Annotated in this window: 14 protein-coding genes, 2 tRNA genes and 1 pseudogene; 7 read left to right on the plus strand and 10 right to left on the minus strand. The window is 55.1% G+C overall.

All coding sequences use genetic code 11. The features are described 5' to 3' along the window. Positions 1-49 precede the first annotated feature (49 nt). On the plus strand, positions 50-1,237 hold the full coding sequence (locus tag AB1E37_RS08450) for an MFS transporter (protein ID WP_016530711.1): 1,188 nt from the start codon (positions 50-52) through the stop codon (positions 1,235-1,237). On the opposite strand, the gene AB1E37_RS08455 is transcribed toward AB1E37_RS08450, so the two are convergent. The 3 genes from AB1E37_RS08455 to AB1E37_RS08465 form a co-directional block, all read right to left on the minus strand. Continuing rightward, on the minus strand, positions 1,214-3,988 hold the full coding sequence (locus AB1E37_RS08455; RefSeq protein WP_004899261.1) for a winged helix-turn-helix domain-containing protein: 2,775 nt from the start codon (positions 3,986-3,988) through the stop codon (positions 1,214-1,216). The genes AB1E37_RS08450 and AB1E37_RS08455 overlap by 24 nt on opposite strands. A 235-nt stretch (positions 3,989-4,223) precedes the next feature. Beyond that, complete coding sequence (locus tag AB1E37_RS08460; protein WP_004899257.1) at positions 4,224-5,081, minus strand: DMT family transporter; 858 nt, start codon at positions 5,079-5,081, stop codon at positions 4,224-4,226. Then, a complete protein-coding gene (locus AB1E37_RS08465) occupies positions 5,081-5,965 on the minus strand; it encodes a MurR/RpiR family transcriptional regulator (RefSeq protein WP_004899254.1) in 885 nt (294 codons plus the stop codon). Before AB1E37_RS08465 ends, AB1E37_RS08460 begins: the two co-directional genes overlap by 1 nt. Positions 5,966-6,041: 76 nt before the next feature. On the opposite strand from AB1E37_RS08465, the gene AB1E37_RS08470 reads away from it, so the two are divergent. Beyond that, complete coding sequence (locus AB1E37_RS08470) at positions 6,042-6,938, plus strand: oxidoreductase (protein ID WP_032447707.1); 897 nt, start codon at positions 6,042-6,044, stop codon at positions 6,936-6,938. A gap of 11 nt (positions 6,939-6,949) precedes the next feature. Next, positions 6,950-7,672: a sulfite exporter TauE/SafE family protein gene (locus AB1E37_RS08475; RefSeq protein WP_032105408.1), complete on the plus strand. Its 723-nt coding sequence runs from the start codon at positions 6,950-6,952 to the stop codon at positions 7,670-7,672. 149 nt (positions 7,673-7,821) lie between these two features. On the opposite strand, the gene AB1E37_RS08480 is transcribed toward AB1E37_RS08475, so the two are convergent. Then, complete coding sequence (locus AB1E37_RS08480) at positions 7,822-9,090, minus strand: integrase arm-type DNA-binding domain-containing protein (RefSeq protein ID WP_004899245.1); 1,269 nt, start codon at positions 9,088-9,090, stop codon at positions 7,822-7,824. A gap of 161 nt (positions 9,091-9,251) precedes the next feature. Next, positions 9,252-9,327 (minus strand) — tRNA-Asn (locus tag AB1E37_RS08485). 5 nt (positions 9,328-9,332) lie between these two features. Here AB1E37_RS08485 and AB1E37_RS08490 point away from each other — a divergent pair. The 3 genes from AB1E37_RS08490 (at position 9,333) to AB1E37_RS08500 (ending at position 11,160) form a co-directional block, all read left to right on the plus strand. Then, positions 9,333-9,485 carry a DUF5951 family protein gene (locus tag AB1E37_RS08490; RefSeq protein ID WP_004225945.1) on the plus strand — a complete coding sequence of 51 codons (153 nt, stop codon included), beginning with the start codon at positions 9,333-9,335 and terminating at the stop codon, positions 9,483-9,485. A 34-nt stretch (positions 9,486-9,519) separates the two neighbouring features. After that, positions 9,520-10,956, plus strand: coding sequence for an EmmdR/YeeO family multidrug/toxin efflux MATE transporter (locus tag AB1E37_RS08495; RefSeq protein ID WP_004151469.1), 1,437 nt, complete (start codon positions 9,520-9,522; stop codon positions 10,954-10,956). A 128-nt stretch (positions 10,957-11,084) separates the two neighbouring features. Further along, positions 11,085-11,160: transfer RNA gene (locus AB1E37_RS08500), tRNA-Asn, on the plus strand. A 161-nt stretch (positions 11,161-11,321) separates the two neighbouring features. Here AB1E37_RS08500 and AB1E37_RS08505 read toward each other — a convergent pair. Next, positions 11,322-12,776, minus strand: a complete 1,455-nt coding sequence (locus tag AB1E37_RS08505; protein ID WP_004899241.1) for an AMP nucleosidase — start codon at positions 12,774-12,776, stop codon at positions 11,322-11,324. A gap of 129 nt (positions 12,777-12,905) precedes the next feature. After that, positions 12,906-13,151 (minus strand): signal transduction protein PmrD, encoded by a 246-nt coding sequence (gene pmrD / locus AB1E37_RS08510; RefSeq protein ID WP_004141189.1) that lies wholly within the window; start codon positions 13,149-13,151, stop codon positions 12,906-12,908. Between the two features lie 272 nt (positions 13,152-13,423). Between pmrD and AB1E37_RS08515 the strand changes: the two genes are divergently transcribed. Continuing rightward, the gene (locus AB1E37_RS08515) at positions 13,424-15,046 is read left to right on the plus strand and encodes a carboxylesterase (protein ID WP_004899238.1); all 1,623 of its coding nucleotides are present in this window, start codon (positions 13,424-13,426) and stop codon (positions 15,044-15,046) included. On the opposite strand, the gene AB1E37_RS08520 is transcribed toward AB1E37_RS08515, so the two are convergent. The 3 genes and pseudogenes from AB1E37_RS08520 to AB1E37_RS08530 all read right to left on the minus strand — a co-directional run bounded on the left by AB1E37_RS08520 (position 14,957) and on the right by AB1E37_RS08530 (position 17,687). Beyond that, positions 14,957-15,889 (minus strand): nucleoside recognition domain-containing protein, encoded by a 933-nt coding sequence (locus tag AB1E37_RS08520; RefSeq protein WP_002911739.1) that lies wholly within the window; start codon positions 15,887-15,889, stop codon positions 14,957-14,959. The two genes, AB1E37_RS08515 and AB1E37_RS08520, sit on opposite strands and share 90 nt — an antisense overlap. Before the next feature lie 119 nt (positions 15,890-16,008). After that, positions 16,009-16,971: an MDR family oxidoreductase gene (locus AB1E37_RS08525; protein WP_223175337.1), complete on the minus strand. Its 963-nt coding sequence runs from the start codon at positions 16,969-16,971 to the stop codon at positions 16,009-16,011. After that, positions 16,862-17,687, minus strand: a pseudogene (locus AB1E37_RS08530) (TetR/AcrR family transcriptional regulator). The gene AB1E37_RS08525 and the pseudogene AB1E37_RS08530 overlap by 110 nt, the downstream one beginning before the upstream one ends. Positions 17,688-18,216: the final 529 nt, after the last annotated feature.

An 18,216-nucleotide genomic window follows, 5' to 3' on the forward strand; every position in this document is an offset into this window, starting at 1 on the left:
CCTTTGCTTATACTCCAGACAATATTGAGTTTAGTGCCAGGAGTGGTCAATGCGTTCGGACAATCACGAGCTTTCTTCTACCAGGATTCTTATGCTGGGAATTATTTGTTGTATTGTTGTGGCTAATATTTATTTTAATCAATCTGTCCTGAATTTAATTGCCGGATCATTTCCCAATGAATGGGGAGCTGTTTCTTTGATCCCCATGGTCACCCAGGTAGGCTATGCGGTGGGCTTATTCTTTCTGATCCCCCTGGGCGATTATATTGAACGTCAGCGGCTTATCCTGCGTCAAGCGCAGGTGCTTTTCCTGGCAATGATCGGCATGATGTTATCCCCAACGGCGACAGTGTTGGTGTTCTTCTCCTTCCTTACCGGGATGGCTGCAACAGTAGCTCAACAGATAGTGCCGCTTGCCGCCTCGCTCTCAAGAACTTCTGCACGAGGTAAAACCGTTGGTACGGTGATGAGCGGTGTCCTGGCAGGTATCCTTGCTGGCCGGGCTATCGGAGGCCTTATTGGTCAGTATTTCGGCTGGCGTGGCGTCTTTTTGTCCGGCGCGATCATGACATTGCTGGCTATATTTTTCATCTTACGCATTTTGCCTACTCAGTCGTTGTCAACGCCAAAGTTTAACTATCTGGCGGTATTACGTTCATTAGGACTGCTGTGGAAAAACGAGCCGCAGGTGCGTGGTGCAACTCTTACACAAGCAATGCTGTTTGCCTCCTTCAGCGTGCTGTGGACCGTGCTCCCTTTCTGGTTAGCTTATCGCTACGATTACGGTGCAGGGATAACCGGCGCCCTAGCTGCTTTGGGGTTAATCGGTATTCTGTGTGCGCCTCTGGCGGGAAGTTTCAGCGATCGTCAGGGACCATTCCGAATGGTTGTTTTTGGTGTGATACTCATGCTGCTAGCCTGGACTGTTTTTTGGAGATGGAACAGTATTGTGGGTATGGTGGTGGGCATTCTACTACTGGATGCGGGTGAGCAATGTGTACTGATAGCTAATCAGCACACGATTTATTCTTTGCGTCCGGATGCCAGAAACCGTCTTAATACATTATTTATGTGCGTTATGTTTATTGGCGGAGCATGTGGCTCACTGACTGCCACCTGGTTATGGGAGACAACTCATAGCTGGGCGCTGATTTCTTCAGCAGGGGGCGGACTCGTGATCATGGGGATGTTGATAGCCGTAAAACGTAAATATTCAGGCCCCTATTCGGGCACATAGCGCAATAGCACTTCTTACATCCGTCGCATTGTCTGAGTCATCAACATCATGTAAAGCGTCCTGTATCAATTGTTTAGCAGCCCATTTTTCCCCGGCTTCAGCCTGCAATGTCGCCAATGAATAAGCAATACGGAGGGCCCAGCCATGAGCCTGTTGCTGACGCGCTTTGTCCAGGGCCTTCTCCAACAGCAGGCGTTGCTTCTGAGGAGGTAATTGAGTGGCAGAAAGACGCATCAGCTCAGGCGTGCACCAGTTTTCATGATCCTGGTGGGTGGCTCTCAGCGATAACCCGGTATCAATTTCTGACAACAAGGGGGAATATTGCCAATCTAATCCCATCGCCCGCAACGAGCTAAACAGTGTGGTTTGACTAACATCGGTATGACTGAACTGTTTGGCCCAAACAAGAAACAGCTCGCCGTATGTCTTCCAGAAATATAAATCATGCCTTTTTGCCAGATGAATAAGCCAGTTTGCGGCCTTTATAACCCAACGCGGATTACGATCCAGTGCTGCTGTCATACAAGCGCCTTCAGCCAGTGCACAGCAAAGAGAACAGACATGCTGCAAACGAGCGGCTTTTTTAACACCGCGCCATGCCATCTGTTTCGCGGCCTTATACTCACCCTGTAACCAGAGTAAACGAGACAGAAAGGCCTGACCGGCGCTCTCTTGATCAAGACCAAAACGGAAAGAGTGGCTTAATTCACCATGTTCATACCAATCAAGAGATTGCTGGAGATAATCACGCCCGACATCATGACGGCCCAAAAAATGCAGGGATACACCGAGAATACGCAGCCCGGTTGCCATCGCCTCCTCGTCGGTAATGGACCGTGCTAGCTCGCACATAGATTGCGCATGCTCAAGCGCTTTATCCAACTCGCCAGTACGCAGATAATACAACCATAATCCGTAATGTGCCTGTAAACGTATTTCTTTGTCGTCGAGCTTTTCTGCAATTGTCAGCGCGGTTTTCCAGGCTGAATGTGTTTCAGGCGTAGGGCCTTTTGCCCAGGTTGACGCCTTACCTGCTACAGCGCTGAGATTCATTCTCTGGCGTAGCGTTAATACTACCTGCGAAGTATTTTCATAAAGCAGAGGATAAATATGGCGCTGACATTCATCGTATAGTGAATATTCAATCCAAAAAGGGGTCATCGCTTGTAATATCTTAAGCCCCTTAGAAGGATCGGCCCCCTCAGTCAACGTTTGCTGTAATACACTCCGCAAATCATTAAGCATATGGCTATAACGTTCACGCCACTGTCCCGTTGGCAGCATAAACCAATCACCTTGGGCCTCTTCTACCAGAACTTTATAATAACCGGCAAAACGGGCCTCAAGAACAGTATATTCACCCTGTTGCCTGAGTTTATCGCATGCGAACTGGCGCATGGTTTCCAGCAGGCGGAAACGGGTCTCTGGTACCTGAGTACTGACCTGAATCAGGGATAAAGCCAGTAATCTTTGCAGATCGTCAACAACCTGCCAGCGATGCTTGTCTTTAATCAGCAGAAGGTCGCTTACTGATTTCACACTGAACATATCGGTATAGATCCCCAGAGAGCAAAATAATCGTTGTTCACGTGTGTTGAGCAACTGATAAGTCCACTCCAGCGCGGTCAGTATTTTCTGATGTCTGGGCTCCAGAGATCTGTGCGTATTGCTCAATAGCTGGAAACGGTCTTCCAGTCGGCTATAGATCTCTTTGACACTCATGACTGGCAGACGGGAGGCCGCAAGTTCAATCGCCAACGGCAAACCGTCAAGATGACGGCATAACTCGCCAATCAAAGACAGTTCGCTGGCTGATGGATGGTAATCATGTCGATTTGCCTGCCCGCGTTCGATAAAGAGGCGGACACTGGAAAAATTCAGTAACTCTTGGGTATCAGCCTCTTCGCTCTCAGGAACTTGTAATGGTGGTAGTAGATATTGTTGCTCGCCGGCAACCTGCAACGCTACCTGGCTGGTCAACAACAGTTTGATATGGGGAGCCAGGTGCAGGAGCAACGTAATCACTGGTTCAAGTTCATTAATTACATGTTCACAGTTATCAATCAGCAGTAAACATCGACGCCGTGCAAGCTGTTGCCGTGAATCGGCATCATTATGAATGGCAGCTAATGGAAGATGGAGCGCTTGTGAAATAACGGATAGCAAGCTGGATGCTTCGGTGATGTGAGCCAGTTCAGCCACACATATTCCATCAGGAAAATGCGTGTGTGTAAGACTGACGACTTCCCATGCCAGACGAGTCTTACCCACGCCCCCTGAGCCTGTAATCGTCACCAGACGGTATTGATCCAATAAGGCGCATAATTCCTGCACAGCTTTATCACGCCCCAGAATCGACGCTAGAAAAGGGGTAATAGCGGGCTCAGGTATTTTTGATTTAGAGAGCGGTTCAGTTGGCGATTTGTTGATATTAAAGCGATAACCACAACCAAATTCAGTAACCAGTAGATGGCGGTCATGTCCCAGTATGCGGCGTATAGCTGAAATTTGTGCCTGAAGATTATTTTCTTCGACGATTTCATTTCCCCACACTTGCGTAAGTAAAGATTCTTTACTTACGGCTTTACCTCTGGCACTCACCAGAACAACCAGAACATCAAAAGCTCTGGCAGAAATTCTTACTGGCTTACCCCGATGTAACAGAATCCTTAGCTGTGGCCAGATTTGCCAGTCAGCAAAGTGAATCTCATCAATTGATATCATAGTGTTGAGATCTTCTGTTTTGAGCATCACGAACTCTCGCTATGGAGTAAGCCATTTCTAACGAAAGCGGTTATCAGAATCAGGCTACATGTTGAATGTGTTGCATCGGAGTATCACTATTCAATACCACTTTTACCGTTAATGATTATAAAGCCAATAGTGCTATGTGGCATAGCTTTGCGATCAAACTGGTGATGAAAACTGAACTTCGACGAACGATCCACGCTGACAATAAGACGACGATTGGCATCCAACGAAGCGATCAAAGGCTAATTATTGCGATGCCGGTCAGCACCACCACTGCACCGGCAATCCGGCGTGCCAGATGATTTTCACGAAAAAGCCAGTACGAAAGAAGGGAGCCGACAATAATGGATGTTTCCCTGAGAGGAGCGACGAGTGCCAGTGGCATGCTCTGCATGGCTGTCAGTACAAGGATGTAGGCAAGGGGAGAGCATACAGCAATGATAAGGATTGGGATGATATCCACACGTACAGCAGTTGGAATGCGATTTCGTCGCCGCATCGCACCAGGGGTAAGAATCAGACTCTGTAGCAGGAGTGTGCTGGCGTAGTAGCGCACTGGATCCAGGTGCAGAGAGATTACCGAATAACCGTCCCAGAGTGTATAGCCAGCGATGGCGGTGCCTGTCGCTGCCCCCCAAAGCATTCCCTGTAGTGGTCGGCTTCCGCTCCTGAACGGATTGCCGGTGACAACGAAAATACCAGCGATAACGATAAAAGCGCCGAGTAAAGCGCCTGGTGAAATCCGTTCTCCCATGAGAAGGGTTGCAAACAGTATCGTCAGAACTGGTCCACTTCCTCGGGCAATCGGATAAACAACACCCAGTTCGGCGCGCTCGTAGCCAGCCTGCAAGATTAGAGAATAAGCGATATGAAGTGCAGACGAGATAACTGCGCCGACAGCGAGTCTCCAGTCGAGTTCCTGTTGTCCCTCAACTATCAGAATGAGGCTGAACGGGACCCACAGCAATGCTGAGGCACAGCTGTACGCCCAGACGAACACAAGAGTGTCTTCCCTCTTGTATTTTGAGGCTATATTCCATACTGCATGAGCTACCGCAGCAGTAAGAATCATTGCTACCGTGCTGAACTGCATCAGGACATATCGGGCAAATCAATACCCGCCCGTTCAGCCCGGCGACTTTGTTCTTTATCCCGCAGAGTGAGAGCAGCGACCAGCGTATCAATAACGACGAGCTGGGCCAGTCGACTCCCGGCAGCGGCCATCTGTGCCGGGAGTGGCATTCCGCCAACAACGAGCGAAACGTTGGCGAGTGTCGCCAGTGGGGTATCGTACTGGTTAGTTATTGCAATAAGCGATGCTCCTGCCGAGGATGCTGCATCAGCGATGGAGAGTGTGGATGATGTGCGCCCTGTTGAACTGACGACGATGATGACATCGCCTGGACCGAGTAGACGAGCAGCAATCATCGCTGATAAATAATCCTGGATACTGACGGTTATCACACCCGCCGTCCGCAAACGAAAGACCGCATCAGCGGCAACCGTCGCAGAGGGACCAGCACCAAATGCAAATACCTGGCGTGCGCTCTGGATTAAATCGACCGCCTCATCAAGTGCGGAGATTTCGATAGCACCGCTGAGCGCAGTCAGTGCGTCTACACCAGCACGAATTGATGTTTCCAGCACTGATGCCAGCGTCGCATCCGCTGTAAGAACTTCAGGCGGGGCAAAGAATTGGGCAGTGCCACGAGCCCGGGCAATCTCTATCTTAAGTTCAGTGAACCCGGTGAACCCGATCGCTCGTGCAGCGCGTATTACTGTCGGCGGTGATACACCAGCACGGGTGGCAACCTGTGCTGCCGTGCTTGTACCGACAAATAAAGGATCGACAAGCAGGAGATCGACAACTTTAGCCTCACTTGCAGCGAGGTCGCCGCTTCGGGCGTGAATGCTGCCAAGCCATTGCTGTAACCGCTGCTCACCCTCTGAAATTCTATTACCATTTTCTTTATTCATATGTAATATATTACATGTCCTTTGGGAAGGGCACAACCACCACGTAATTAGATTCTGTTGCAAGGAGTCCGCATTCATGAACACTGAAATCAATACAGTTGTTGCTGTTTTAGGTCCAGGTGCCATCGGCACAACAGTCGCGGCGGCGTTACACGAAGTCGGCCGCACACCATTGCTGTGTGGACGTACTCCCCGCGATAGCCTGACCTTGCAAGATGGCAACCGCTTTATCACCGTACCCGGTCCGGTACAGACGAATCCGGCACAAATCACTCGCAGGGTTGATCTTATCTTTCTGGCAGTCAAGTCCACACAAATCGACGCGGCAGCAGAATGGCTCAGGGCGTTGACTGGCCCGGAGACGGTTATATGCGTGCTCCAGAATGGGGTCGAACAGTTGGACAGGCTCGCTACGTACTCTCTGCCCGGACAGATCGTTCCCGCTGTCGTGTGGTTCCCTGCGCAAGCGCAGTCCGATGGCTCGGTACGCTTGCGTGGTGAGGCGCGCCTCAGCGTGCCAGACGCGCCAGCTTCCCGTGTAGTGGCCGCAGCGCTGCAAGGCACGTGGTGCTCCGTAGATCTGGCCGCGAATTTCAGCTCCCTGGCCTGGCGCAAGCTGATGCAGAATGCGGTGGCTGGACTCATGGCACTCACGCACCGCCGCTCAGGCATGTTTGGCCGTGCTGATATCGCCAGGCTTACGCTGGCTTATCTGCAGGAATGCCTGGCCGTGGCACGTGCAGAGGGCGCTGAACTCGGAGACGAAGTGCCGCAGGAGATCCTCGATAAGTTCCGGGCGGCTCCTGCAGACATGAGCACCTCCATACTCACGGATCGAGAAGCTGGCCGACCGCTTGAATGGGATATCCGCAACGGCGTCATTGCGCGTCGCGGCCGGGTTCACAGCATTCCAACGCCGATCAGCGACATCCTGGTACCGCTTCTTGCGGCTGCGAGCGATGGCCCTGGTTGATCTTAAAGCCGATGATTGCACTCTTACTTCTCTTCTTCGTCGCTCTCGGTGCCGGAGTACTCAGCGGTGTCGTCGGCACTGGCTCGTCGTTAATCATGCTGCCCGTCCTCGTAGCCACGTACGGGCCACGGATTGCTGTGCCTGTTATGGCGATCGCCTCCCTTTTCGGCAACATCGGACGGGTGATTGTCTGGTGGCATGAGATTCGTTGGCGACCGGTGTTTGCCTATTCGTTGGCGGGAGTTCCTGCGGCTGTTCTCGGGGCGCACACGTTACTTACGATTTCTCCTGGCACAGTGGAGGTATTCCTGGCAGCTTTCTTCCTTGCGATGATCCCGCTGCGCCGTCTCATCAGACGATCGAACCTCCACTTGAATCTCTGGCACATGAGTTTGGCCGGGGCGATTGTCGGGTTTATGACCGGATTCGTGCTGTCCACCGGGCCGCTCAGCGTGCCGGTATTTACCGGGTACGGAATGAGTGGAGGCGTATTTTTGGGATCAGAGGCGGCAAGCGCAATCCTGCTCTACGCTGGCAAGCTAGCTACGTTCGGTATATCGGGCGCACTCGCGCAGCCTGTCCTCACACATGGACTTGCCATCGGCATCGCATTGTTCGTCGGTTCGATGATTGCGAAACGTCTCGTCCAGAAACTCCAGACGCATACGTTCGAGCTTCTCATTGATGCCGTTCTCGTCGCTGGGGCAGTAGGGATGATCCTTGCTCTCAAATGAAATGGCACGCCAGGGCTGACGGCGCAAGCGTGTTGTTGCTGTGTAACAGCTTTCTACAGGCAGCGACGGGTCGGGGTGGAGGGGTTGGCAAGCCATCAGAAATGAATAAAGCCGTACCAGGGTATGCTGATACAGCTTTTTGTTATTGGTCATGCAGCTTCGTTGTTTTTATCCCGCCCTGTGTTAAAAGGTGGTACGTATGCGACCCGGCATGTATCGATATAATCTGACCACCACTGCATCATCGCCTTGCGGGCTTCCAGATGCTCAGCCTTATGAATGTAAGCCAGACGCACGGTGTTGCGCTCCTGGTGACTCATCTGGCGTTCCACTGCATCTTGCGACCATAAGCCAGACTCCATCAGGGCACTGCATGCCATTGCCCGAAAGCCATGTCCGCAGATGTCCTGTTTCGTGTCGAATCCCATAAGGCGCAGTGCTTTATTAACCGCGTTTTCGCACATCGGCCTGTACGGGTTATGGTCGCCGGGGAAGACCAGTTCGTAAGCCCCGGATATTTCCTTAATCCGTTTCAGAATAGCTATAGCCTGCTGTGAGAGGGGCACGATATGAGCAGTGCGCATTTTTGCACCGCGCCCTGAATAACGCACACCCACAATGGCTTCGCGTGTGGCGGGTATCGTCCAAATTCTGTTTATGAAATCAATTTCTGACCAGCGTGCAAAGCGCAGCTCACTGGAGCGAATGAACAGATGCAGCGTCAGCAGGACAGCAAGCCGGGTCAGTTCACGGCCCTGATGATATGCTTCAATGTGTTCAATCAATTCTGGCAGCCGCTCCAGCGGCAGGGCGGGATAGTGGTGTCTCATGGGGGGAGCCGTCACGCCATCAAGATTTGCTGCCGGGTTGGTGTCGATAAATCCCTGATGGACCGCATGGCGCATGATGTTACTGAGGTGCTGCCGCGTGCGGGACGCGACTTCCAGCAGGCCCTTTTCCTCAATACCTTTCAGCAGGTCAATGAAATGATGGGGTTTAAGCTCCGTGACGGACAGATGACCAATTACAGGAAAGATATGGTTGTTCATGCTGGCAAGCAGACGGTCAGCGGTGTTCTGCGACCACTTTTTATTGTTTTTATGCCATGCCAGCGCCACTGTTTTAAACACCTTCTCTGGTGTGCAGGCTCTGCGTTCAGAAGCCCTCTGCTGTGCCGGGTTGATGTTCAGCGCCAGCATCTTACGGATACCTTCGCGCTGCTGGCGGGCATCAGACAGGGAGACGGCAGGATAGGCACCCAGTGCAATGCGGGATTCTTTGCCGTTTATACGATATTTAAGATACCAGTGACGTGAGCCGCCTGGTTTGATAAGAAGGTACAGACCGTTAGAATCAGAAACTTTGAAGGGTTTTGCGGATGGTTTTAAGTTGCGGATTTTTGAGTCGTTAAGGGACATTTGGGGGTCACTCCGTCATCGAACTAACCTGACCCCAGATTTGACCACCAATTTTTCCCGATGCGGAGGGTAAAATCAAAATGCACCGGGAAGAGTTTTCACGCTAACCTCTTGAATCAATATCAGATAAGGATTCGCAAAGATGCATGCAAACAGGAAATTGGCTCCTCTGACTGGACTCGAACCAGTGACATACGGATTAACAGTCCGCCGTTCTACCGACTGAACTACAGAGGAATCGTGTGGAGTCGTATCTTAGCGGCGAAAAAACTTTTGTCAAACATCAATTCGCCTGTTCAGGTGCAACTGCCGCTTCCATCGACAATTTGTTGTCATTTCCGACAATTATTACGGAAAATACTTTGCAGGATATCCATTTCTCAATCATCATTTGAAATGTTGTTTCAACATCTCTCACTAAGGTCTCTCTTGAACGTCACCTCCGCCGTACGCCAGGCTGTCGAACGGACATCCTGGTTTAAAAAACGTCAGCGTTATCGTGTGCTGTACTGGCGCGAAATCAGCCCTCTCGCTGTGCCCATTCTGCTGGAAAATGCCTGTGTGCTGCTGATGGGGGTGTTGAGCACCTTCCTTGTCAGCTGGCTGGGAAAAGAGGCCATGGCCGGGGTGGGGCTGGCCGATAGCTTTAACATGGTCATCATGTCCTTCTTTGCCGCCATCGATCTGGGCACCACGGTGGTGGTGGCCTTTAGCCTCGGCAAGCGCGATCGGCGGCGGGCGAGGGCGGCCGCGCGCCAGTCGCTGGCTATTATGACGCTGTTTTCCATTTTGCTGGCGGGGGTGATCCATGCCTTTGGCCAGGAGATTATTGATTTTGTCGCCGGCGATGCCACCGCCCAGGTCAAGGACCTGGCGCTGACCTATCTGGAACTGACGGCGCTGAGCTACCCGGCGGCGGCGATTGCGCTGATCGGCAGCGGGGCGCTGCGCGGCGCCGGCACCACCAAAATCCCGCTGCTGATCAACGGCGGGATGAATATCCTCAATATCTTAATCAGCAGCGTGCTCATCTACGGCATCTTCTCCTGGCCGGGGCTGGGGTTTGTCGGCGCCGGGCTTGGGCTGACCATTGCCCGCTATATTGGCGCGATAGCCACGATCTGGGTGCTGATGGTGGGCCTCAATCCGGCGCTGCGGCTGTCGCTGAAGGGCTACTTCAAACCCTTTAACTTCGCCATTATCTGGGAGGTGATGGGGATCGGCATCCCGGCCAGTATCGAATCTGTCCTCTTCAATGGCGGCAAGCTGCTGACCCAGATGTTTGTCGCCGGGATGGGCACCAACGTTATCGCCGGCAACTTTATCGCCTTTTCGGTGGCCTCGCTAATTAACCTGCCGGGCAACGCCCTCGGCTCTGCCTCGACGATCATTACCGGCAAGCGGCTGGGAAAAGGGCAGATTGGTCAGGCTGAATTCCAGGCCTGGCACGTATTTTGGCTGTCGACGATCATTCTGACGCTGATCGCCTGGGGCAGCGCCCCCTTCGCCGGCTTTATCGCCTCGTTCTACACCCATGAAGAAGATGTAAAAGAAGTGGTTAAACAGCTGCTGTGGCTCAACGCCCTGTTTATGCCGATCTGGTCGCTGTCGTGGACTTTACCCTGCGCTTTTAAAGGCGCCCGTGACGTACGCTACACCATGTGGGTGTCGATGCTCGGCATGTGGGGCTGCCGGGTAGTGGCGGGCTATACCCTGGGCATCGTGCTGGGGATGGGGGTGATTGGCGTCTGGTTAGGGATGGTGCTCGACTGGGCGGTGCGCGGCGTGCTGTTTTATTTCCGCATGGTGAGCGGCCGCTGGCTGTGGAAATATCCGCGCGTGAAGGCTTCATCGGAGGAAAGCTGAGCCGTTTGCGAGGCTAAACGCCATTTTTTGCGCAAAGTGAAGAATAATTCGGCAAACGATTCATTTTATTGAAAACAGGCTTTGACAGCGCCGGGCGTCATCGATAATATGCGCCCCGTTCACACGATTCCTCTGTAGTTCAGTCGGTAGAACGGCGGACTGTTAATCCGTATGTCACTGGTTCGAGTCCAGTCAGAGGAGCCAAATTTAAGAAGCCTGCTTTCGAGCAGGCTTTTTGCTTTTCTGTTTACCGCCTTTCTTCCGTGGACAAACACCGCCGGGTCGTTTGTTTCGCTTATCCGGACGCTGACGCTCCCTGGCGGGTAACGTCAGCGTTTATCTCACGATTCCCACGTCATCGACGATTAACGGAACGGCGGCTCGTTGAAGGTGCGCAGCTTACGCGAGTGCATGTGATCTCCCTCGGCGCGCAGCAGGTCAATCGCCCGGATGCCTATCTGCAGATGCTCGGAGATAGCGCCCTCGTAAAAGCGGTTAGCCTGGCCGGGGAGCTTGATCTCACCGTGCAGCGGTTTGTCCGAGACGCAGAGCAGCGTGCCGTAGGGGACGCGGAAGCGATAGCCCTGGGCGGCGATGGTCGCGCTCTCCATATCGATAGCTACCGCCCGGCTGAGATTAAAGCGCAGCGCCGAAGCGGAATAGCGCAGCTCCCAGTTACGGTCGTCGGTGGTGACCACCGTCCCGGTACGCAGCCGCTGCTTAACCTCTTCGCCGGGCATCCCGCTCACCTGCTTGGTGGCGTCGTAGAGGGCGCGCTGCACTTCGGCAATGCTGGGGATCGGAATATCTGGCGGCAGCACCGCATCCAGTACATGATCGTCACGCAGATAGGCGTGGGCCAGCACATAGTCGCCGATGGCCTGGCTTTCGCGCAGGCCGCCGCAGTGGCCGATCATTAACCAGACGTCCGGCCGCAGTACCGCGAGATGATCGCAGATGGTTTTGGCGTTGGCCGGGCCGACGCCAATGTTAATCAGGGTGATCCCTTTGCCGTCGTGGGTGATCAGATGCCAGGCCGGCATCTGGTGCTTCTTCCACGCCAGATCGGAAATGGCCTGTTCCGGCGCTTCGGTCTCGGCGGTGATCCAGATCCCGCCGGCGCAGGAGAGAGCGATATAGGGGCTGTCGGGATCGAGGATCTGGCTGCAGCCCCAGCTGACGAACTCATCCACGTAGCGGGTATAGTTGGTGAACAGCACGTAGGGCTGGAAGTGTTCCGCCGGCGTGCCGGTGTAGTGACGCAGACGCGCCAGCGAAAAATCGACGCGGCGGGCGTCAAAGTGCGACAGCGGATAGAACTCGGTGGGATGGAACAGGCCATCCGCGGTCTCATCGCCAATTTGTGACAGCTCGGTGGTAGGGAAATAGCGCGTCAGACCGGCGCTCATCGAGCGGTCGAGTGTCAGGGTGGAACCATCTATCACGTAAGGATAGGGGATCTCATGCTGCGACAGCTCGACGCTGATATGCGCGCCATAGTCCTGGTACAGCAGGGTCAGCTGTTCCAGCAAATAGTTGCGGAACAGTTTCGGATTCGTAATGGTGGTGGTATAGCAACCGGCATGGGTGAAACGTCCCCAGGCGCGCGTTTTGAGGGCTTTATGATCGGCGCCGTCCCAGGAGACCGACAGCTGCGGATAGACAAAAAGACCTTCCGCGCGGGCTTCGGTATCGGGGAGCGTATTATGGTCGATATAGTCGCCGATGGCTTTGCGTAACGCCGTGACCGAGGCTTCATAGCGTGCTTCCAGCAAGGCAAGCGCTTGTTCCGGGGTCAGACTGGCGGCCTTGATATTCATGATTCGCTCCTTGTTTCAGGTCTGCTGACATTCCCGATAGTATGTCACAGCGGGAAAAGGGCGAAGGAGAATTTATCTGTCAAATGCGACGATACTCAGACCATAACCAGTAAAGGGAGCGGGCTCGTGTTATTTGCCGGCGTTTGTCCAACGCTCGCTGCTATAATGAGTGGCGTTGCGAATCTTCAAAGTTTGCGTCGGATTATTATTCAGACAATAGCGCGCATCGGCCAGCGGAGTGAGTTTATCCCCTTCCCGCAGGCGGAGGCGACAGGCTTCAATCTCTGCGATCATCTCCAGCGCACCGCTCTGAAGCACGACGCGGCAGAGGCTGGCCGAAGCGTTGTCCTGTACTTTTTTTACCCACCACTCCATCTGTTTTTTATCCTCTCATAGCGACATGTGCGTCGATAATTCATGTTTCTTAAAAATCTGACAATAAGATTATCCCCTTGGTTTATGCAGTGTTTAAAAATACGCAACCGATTGTTGATCTGTGCGCTAGGTTTTTTTATGCCGGGGGGCAATGATCTGCCGGGTTTAATTTGCAGGAAGCGATGACTATGCTGAAAAGCAGACCGTGAGAATAGCCTGTCAGGAAGAGGGCTGATAAGTCCGGCTACGCAATAAATATAAGAGAGAGCGTCATGAAGCATCTATTTCGACACTGGCGAACGTCGGGCGCCGTTATCGGCTCACTGCTGAAAAAAGGGAGCATTGCGGTACTGGCGCTGCTGGTGGTCTTTCTCGCCGGGCGGATCTATGAGTCCCAGCGCGGCCCGGCCCTGCATCGCTGGCATACCTGGAGTGGCAACGAGATGTCGGCCGAAGAGATCGACCAGGCGACCTTTGCCCAGTATTTGGCGCGGGAGAAGACGATTTTCGCCGATCTCCAGCGTGAGGTGACAGAGGCTTTGCCGGAGGAAGATAAAACCCCTGTCAACCGCTTTTATCGTCACAGCCGGGTCTGGCCGGGGCAGTTTAAGCAGGACTGGAACCGTTCTTTTGTGCTGCTGCCGCTGGGCAAGCCGCGCGGCAGCGTGGTGCTCCTCCATGGCCTGACCGATTCGCCCTACAGCGTGCGCTATCTGGCGCAACTCTGGCAGCAGCGGGGTTATGTGGCGGTGGTGCCGCGTTTGCCGGGACACGGCACCGCGCCGGGGGCGTTAACGGCGGTTGACTGGGAGACCTGGCTGGCGGCGACGCGTCTGGCGGTACGCGAAGCGACCCGCCTTGCCGGGGCGGACGTGCCGCTGCATCTGGTCGGCTACTCTAACGGCGGCGCGCTGGCGCTCAAGTATGCCCTCGATAGCCTGGAGGATAGCCACCTGCGTCAGCCGCAGCAGATTATTCTGCTGTCGCCGATGATCGGCGTGACCGCGTTTGCCCGTTTCGCCGGCCTCGCCGGGCTACCGTCCGTCTTCCCGGCGTTCGCCCGCGCGGCCTGGCTGAACGTGGCGCCTGAGTTTAATCCGTTCAAGTACAACTCCTTTCCGGTCAAGGCGGCGAGACAATCGTGGTTATTGAGCCAGGCGCTGCAGCAGCAGATTATCCGCGCGGCCCGGCAGGGCGAGCTGAAAGCGCTGCCGCCGATCCTCACCTTTCAGTCGGTGATGGATTCCACGGTCAGCACCCGTGCGGTGGTGGAGTCCCTGTATCGCTATCTGCCGGATAACGGCAGCGAGCTGGTGGTGTTCGATATTAACCAGGCGGCGGATCTCCGGGTCCTGTTTCGCCCTGCGCTCTATGCGGCGGTGAATACGCTGCTGCCCCCGGCGCCGCGGGCCTATACCACCACGGTGGTGACCAACGCGACGGCGCACACGCTGCAGACCGTCGCCCGGACCACGCTGGCCCAGGAACGGGAAGAGCATCGTTATCCTTTACACCTGGCCTGGCCGGCGGATATATACTCTTTGTCGCATGTGGCGGTGCCGTTTCCCCTGAGCGACTCGCTGTATGGTCGCGAGCCGGAAGAGAAGAACCGCTACGGCATTAGCCTGGGCACCATTTCACTGCGCGGAGAGACCGGGACGCTGAGCGTGGGGCTGGAGACGTTAATGCGCGTCACCTCCAATCCATTCTTTCCATGGATGATGACGCGCGTCGATGAGCGCATCGCCTGCGGCGAACAGGCGGCGGTGGCGGCCTGCCTGAAAGCGCAGGCCAGAGCAGAGGCGTTAAAACAGGATCAGGTGCAGAACGGTACGCAGCAGGATACCGACGATCGCCGCGGGAGCCACGAAGCGGAACAGGCGGACAAACCGTGAGCTGATGCCAAGAAAAATGCCGATACCGGGAAGATCAAAGGTCTGGATCAGTAGACCTGCCGAGGCGTTGACCTGGTCCACGGTGACTTTGCCCTGCTGGATCAGCTCGGAAATGACGCCAAAGTAGGCGGTGCCCCCGGCAACGCACTTCACCAGCGCCGGTAGCACAAAGTTCTGGGGGATGTGCAGCCAGCCGAGAAGCGGCTTCAGCAGCTGCTGCAGCAGGTCGATAGCCCCGGCGCCCTGCAGCAGCCCGACGATGGTTAACGACAGGATCAGCATTGGCACCGCGCCGAGCGCCAGGCGGATGGCGTCGGAGCCGGCGCTGTTAATCACGGCCAGAATTCCCTGGCTGTTCTGCTCGGCGTTCGGCAGCGCTTCCGCGCGGGGGTTCTCGGCGACCGATAAGCGCCGTCCGGTGACGTGCCAGGCGACGGCGGCCGCGCACAGGCCGCCGACCACCGAGATAACGATCGAGGCCAGCCAGTGCAGACCAAAAGGGGTAAGAGGATAGAAGACGTTGCCTTGCCCCATGGCGAACACCATGGCCAGCGTGGCGGCCATTTGTCGGTCCGAGACGCCGCGTTTATCCATAATCGACAGCGTGGCGAGCGGGGCGGCAAAGCTGACAAAGTTAATCTGGATCAGGGCGAAGGCGCTCATCCCGGTTAAGCCGAAGGGCTTCAGCAGCGGGGCCACCCAGCGAACAATCACATCGAGGATACCGCGGACCTCAAGGTATTTCATGATGATCAGCATGATCACCATGATCGGCAACAGCGTATACAGCGCGACGTCAACGGACGACTTGCCCGCCGCCATAATGATGCTTATGACATCCATTTACTTTTTTACCACTCGCAGAGCTATTGGTTCGCGTCATCATAATCCCGTGGGGAAGGAAATGATATGCCTTGATCCCTCTCGGGATCCGGCGCCGCACGGGCGCCGGGAGAAGAGGATTACTGGCCGATATTGACCAGCGTCCGACCATGAATATTATTGCTGAGGAAATCTGCGGCATACGCTGGCGCCTGCTCCAGCGTGATTTCAGTGGCCGCCTGCTGGTAGTAGCTCTCCGGCAGAAGCTGGGCCAGACGCAGCCAGACGGCGTCGCGTTCAGCGGTCGGCACCATCACCGAATCCACCCCCTGCAGACGCACATTGCGCAGAATAAACGGCATCACGGTGGTCGGCAGATCGAAGCCCCCGGCCAGACCGCAGGCGGCGACGCAGCCGCGATATTGCGTTTGCGCCAGCACTTTGGCCAACACCGGGCCGCCAACGGTATCCACCGCGCCCGCCCACAGCTGTTTCTCCAGCGGACGGGTCTCCGCGAAGTCGCTGCGCGGCAGGATCGTATCGGCGCCCAGCTGGCGAAGGTAATCGTGTGTCGATTCCCGGCCCGATACGGCCGTCACCCGGTAGCCAAGGGCTTTCAGCAACACCACGGCGGTGCTGCCGACCCCGCCGCTGGCGCCGGTGACCAGGATATCCCCGCTATCAGGGGTGACACCCGCACTAACGAGAGCATCAACGCATAGCATCGCGGTAAAGCCGGCGGTGCCGATGATCATTGCCTGGCGCGCGCTGAGCGTCTCCGGCAGAGCAACCAGCCAGTCGCCTTTAACGCAGGCTTCGGTGGCCAGGCCACCCCAGTGGTTTTCGCCCACGCCCCAGCCGGTGAGGATCACGGCCTGGCCGGGAACAAAGCGCGGATCGCGGCTTTCTTTCACCTGACCGGCAAAATCAATGCCCGGCACCATCGGAAACTGACGGATAATTTTGCCTTTGCCGGTGATCGCCAGGGCGTCTTTATAATTGAGACTCGACCAGTCGATGGCGACCCGGACGTCGCCTTCGGCAAGAGCGGGCAGGTCGATATCTTTGACGGTGGCGACGGTGCGGTTGTCGATCTGGTCCAGAACTAATGCTTTCATGACAGAGTATTCCTCGTCGGAAGGGGGTTATCGGCGCTAGCGCCGTCCTGTGCAGGTGTTTTTGTTGTCATACTGTGCGCAAAAAAATCCCAGTACTGGTTAAGCGGTGCGGCAGACTGGACCAGCCTGGCGCGCATCACCGCGCCTTCCCAGCCGATCCAGAACACCTGGGCCAGCGCCTGCGGTGAGGCGTCGCTGGCGATGGCCCCGGCTGCCTGCGCTTCGCGCAGGCAGCGCGCCACGCGCGACTCCCATGCCGCCAGGATAGCCATCAACCGTTGGGGAAACGTCTCGGGTAACAACGGGGCTTCCTGCAGCAGGTTGCCCACCAGGCAGCCGCGGCGAAACTGGAATTTCTCCATTCCCTGACCGGCATGACGCACAAAGGCCGCCATTCGTTCCAGCGGCGGCACGGCGTCGTCCAGCAGGAATTTATCTAATTTATGCGCAAAGAAGTCGCCATAGGCGGCAAGCACGGCGAGGCCAAAAGCCTCTTTGCTTTTAAAGCAATGATAAAACGACCCCTTTGGCACGGCGATATTCTTGATCACCGCATCAATACCCGCCGCGAGATAGCCCGTTTCGGTCAGCACTTCAAGGCCTGAGCGAATCAGCGCCTGACGCGTATCGTCAAACTGGCGATCGACCTTGGGTGGACGGCCGCGGCGGGGCTTCAGGACGGCGGAGGTATCGGGATTCATGATTTAGACCGTGTGGTTTAATTGTTGGTCAGGGTACGCCCAATTTAGGGGTAGGGCAAGCATTGCGCGTAGCGTAAGGCTGGCTGACCAATCATCCTGAACTGGGGGGCGTTAAGAATTATTTATCGCAAATACGTGGTTCGCACTGCCGGCGGGGGCACGAAATATAACTCTGCCGGGTATATTAGACTGGTCATTAATATCCATATTCACAATGCATAATACGAATTAATAATATTGGGAATATATAAACAGCGGGGGGCTGGAGCGGTTGAGTGGTTTTGTCCATGTGAAGAGGCCAATTTGCGAAGTACCCGGTCGACAGTCCCGTGAGGACTTCTCCCCGGAATGCCGGCCGGCGATGATTTGCAGACGATAGCGGATTGACAAACGCGGCTTGATAAAAGACATTGTCACCCCTGATCCGGCACCGGTTGCCACCTCAGTTTAAATATTATCGCCGGCAGACAATGACGTCTGTCTTTAATTATCGGTGACTGGGTAAATAATCTGTTACCGAAACAACACC

The sequence above is a fragment of the Klebsiella sp. Shm-1 genome (assembly GCF_040804525.1).
Classification (GTDB): domain Bacteria; phylum Pseudomonadota; class Gammaproteobacteria; order Enterobacterales; family Enterobacteriaceae; genus Klebsiella; species Klebsiella pneumoniae.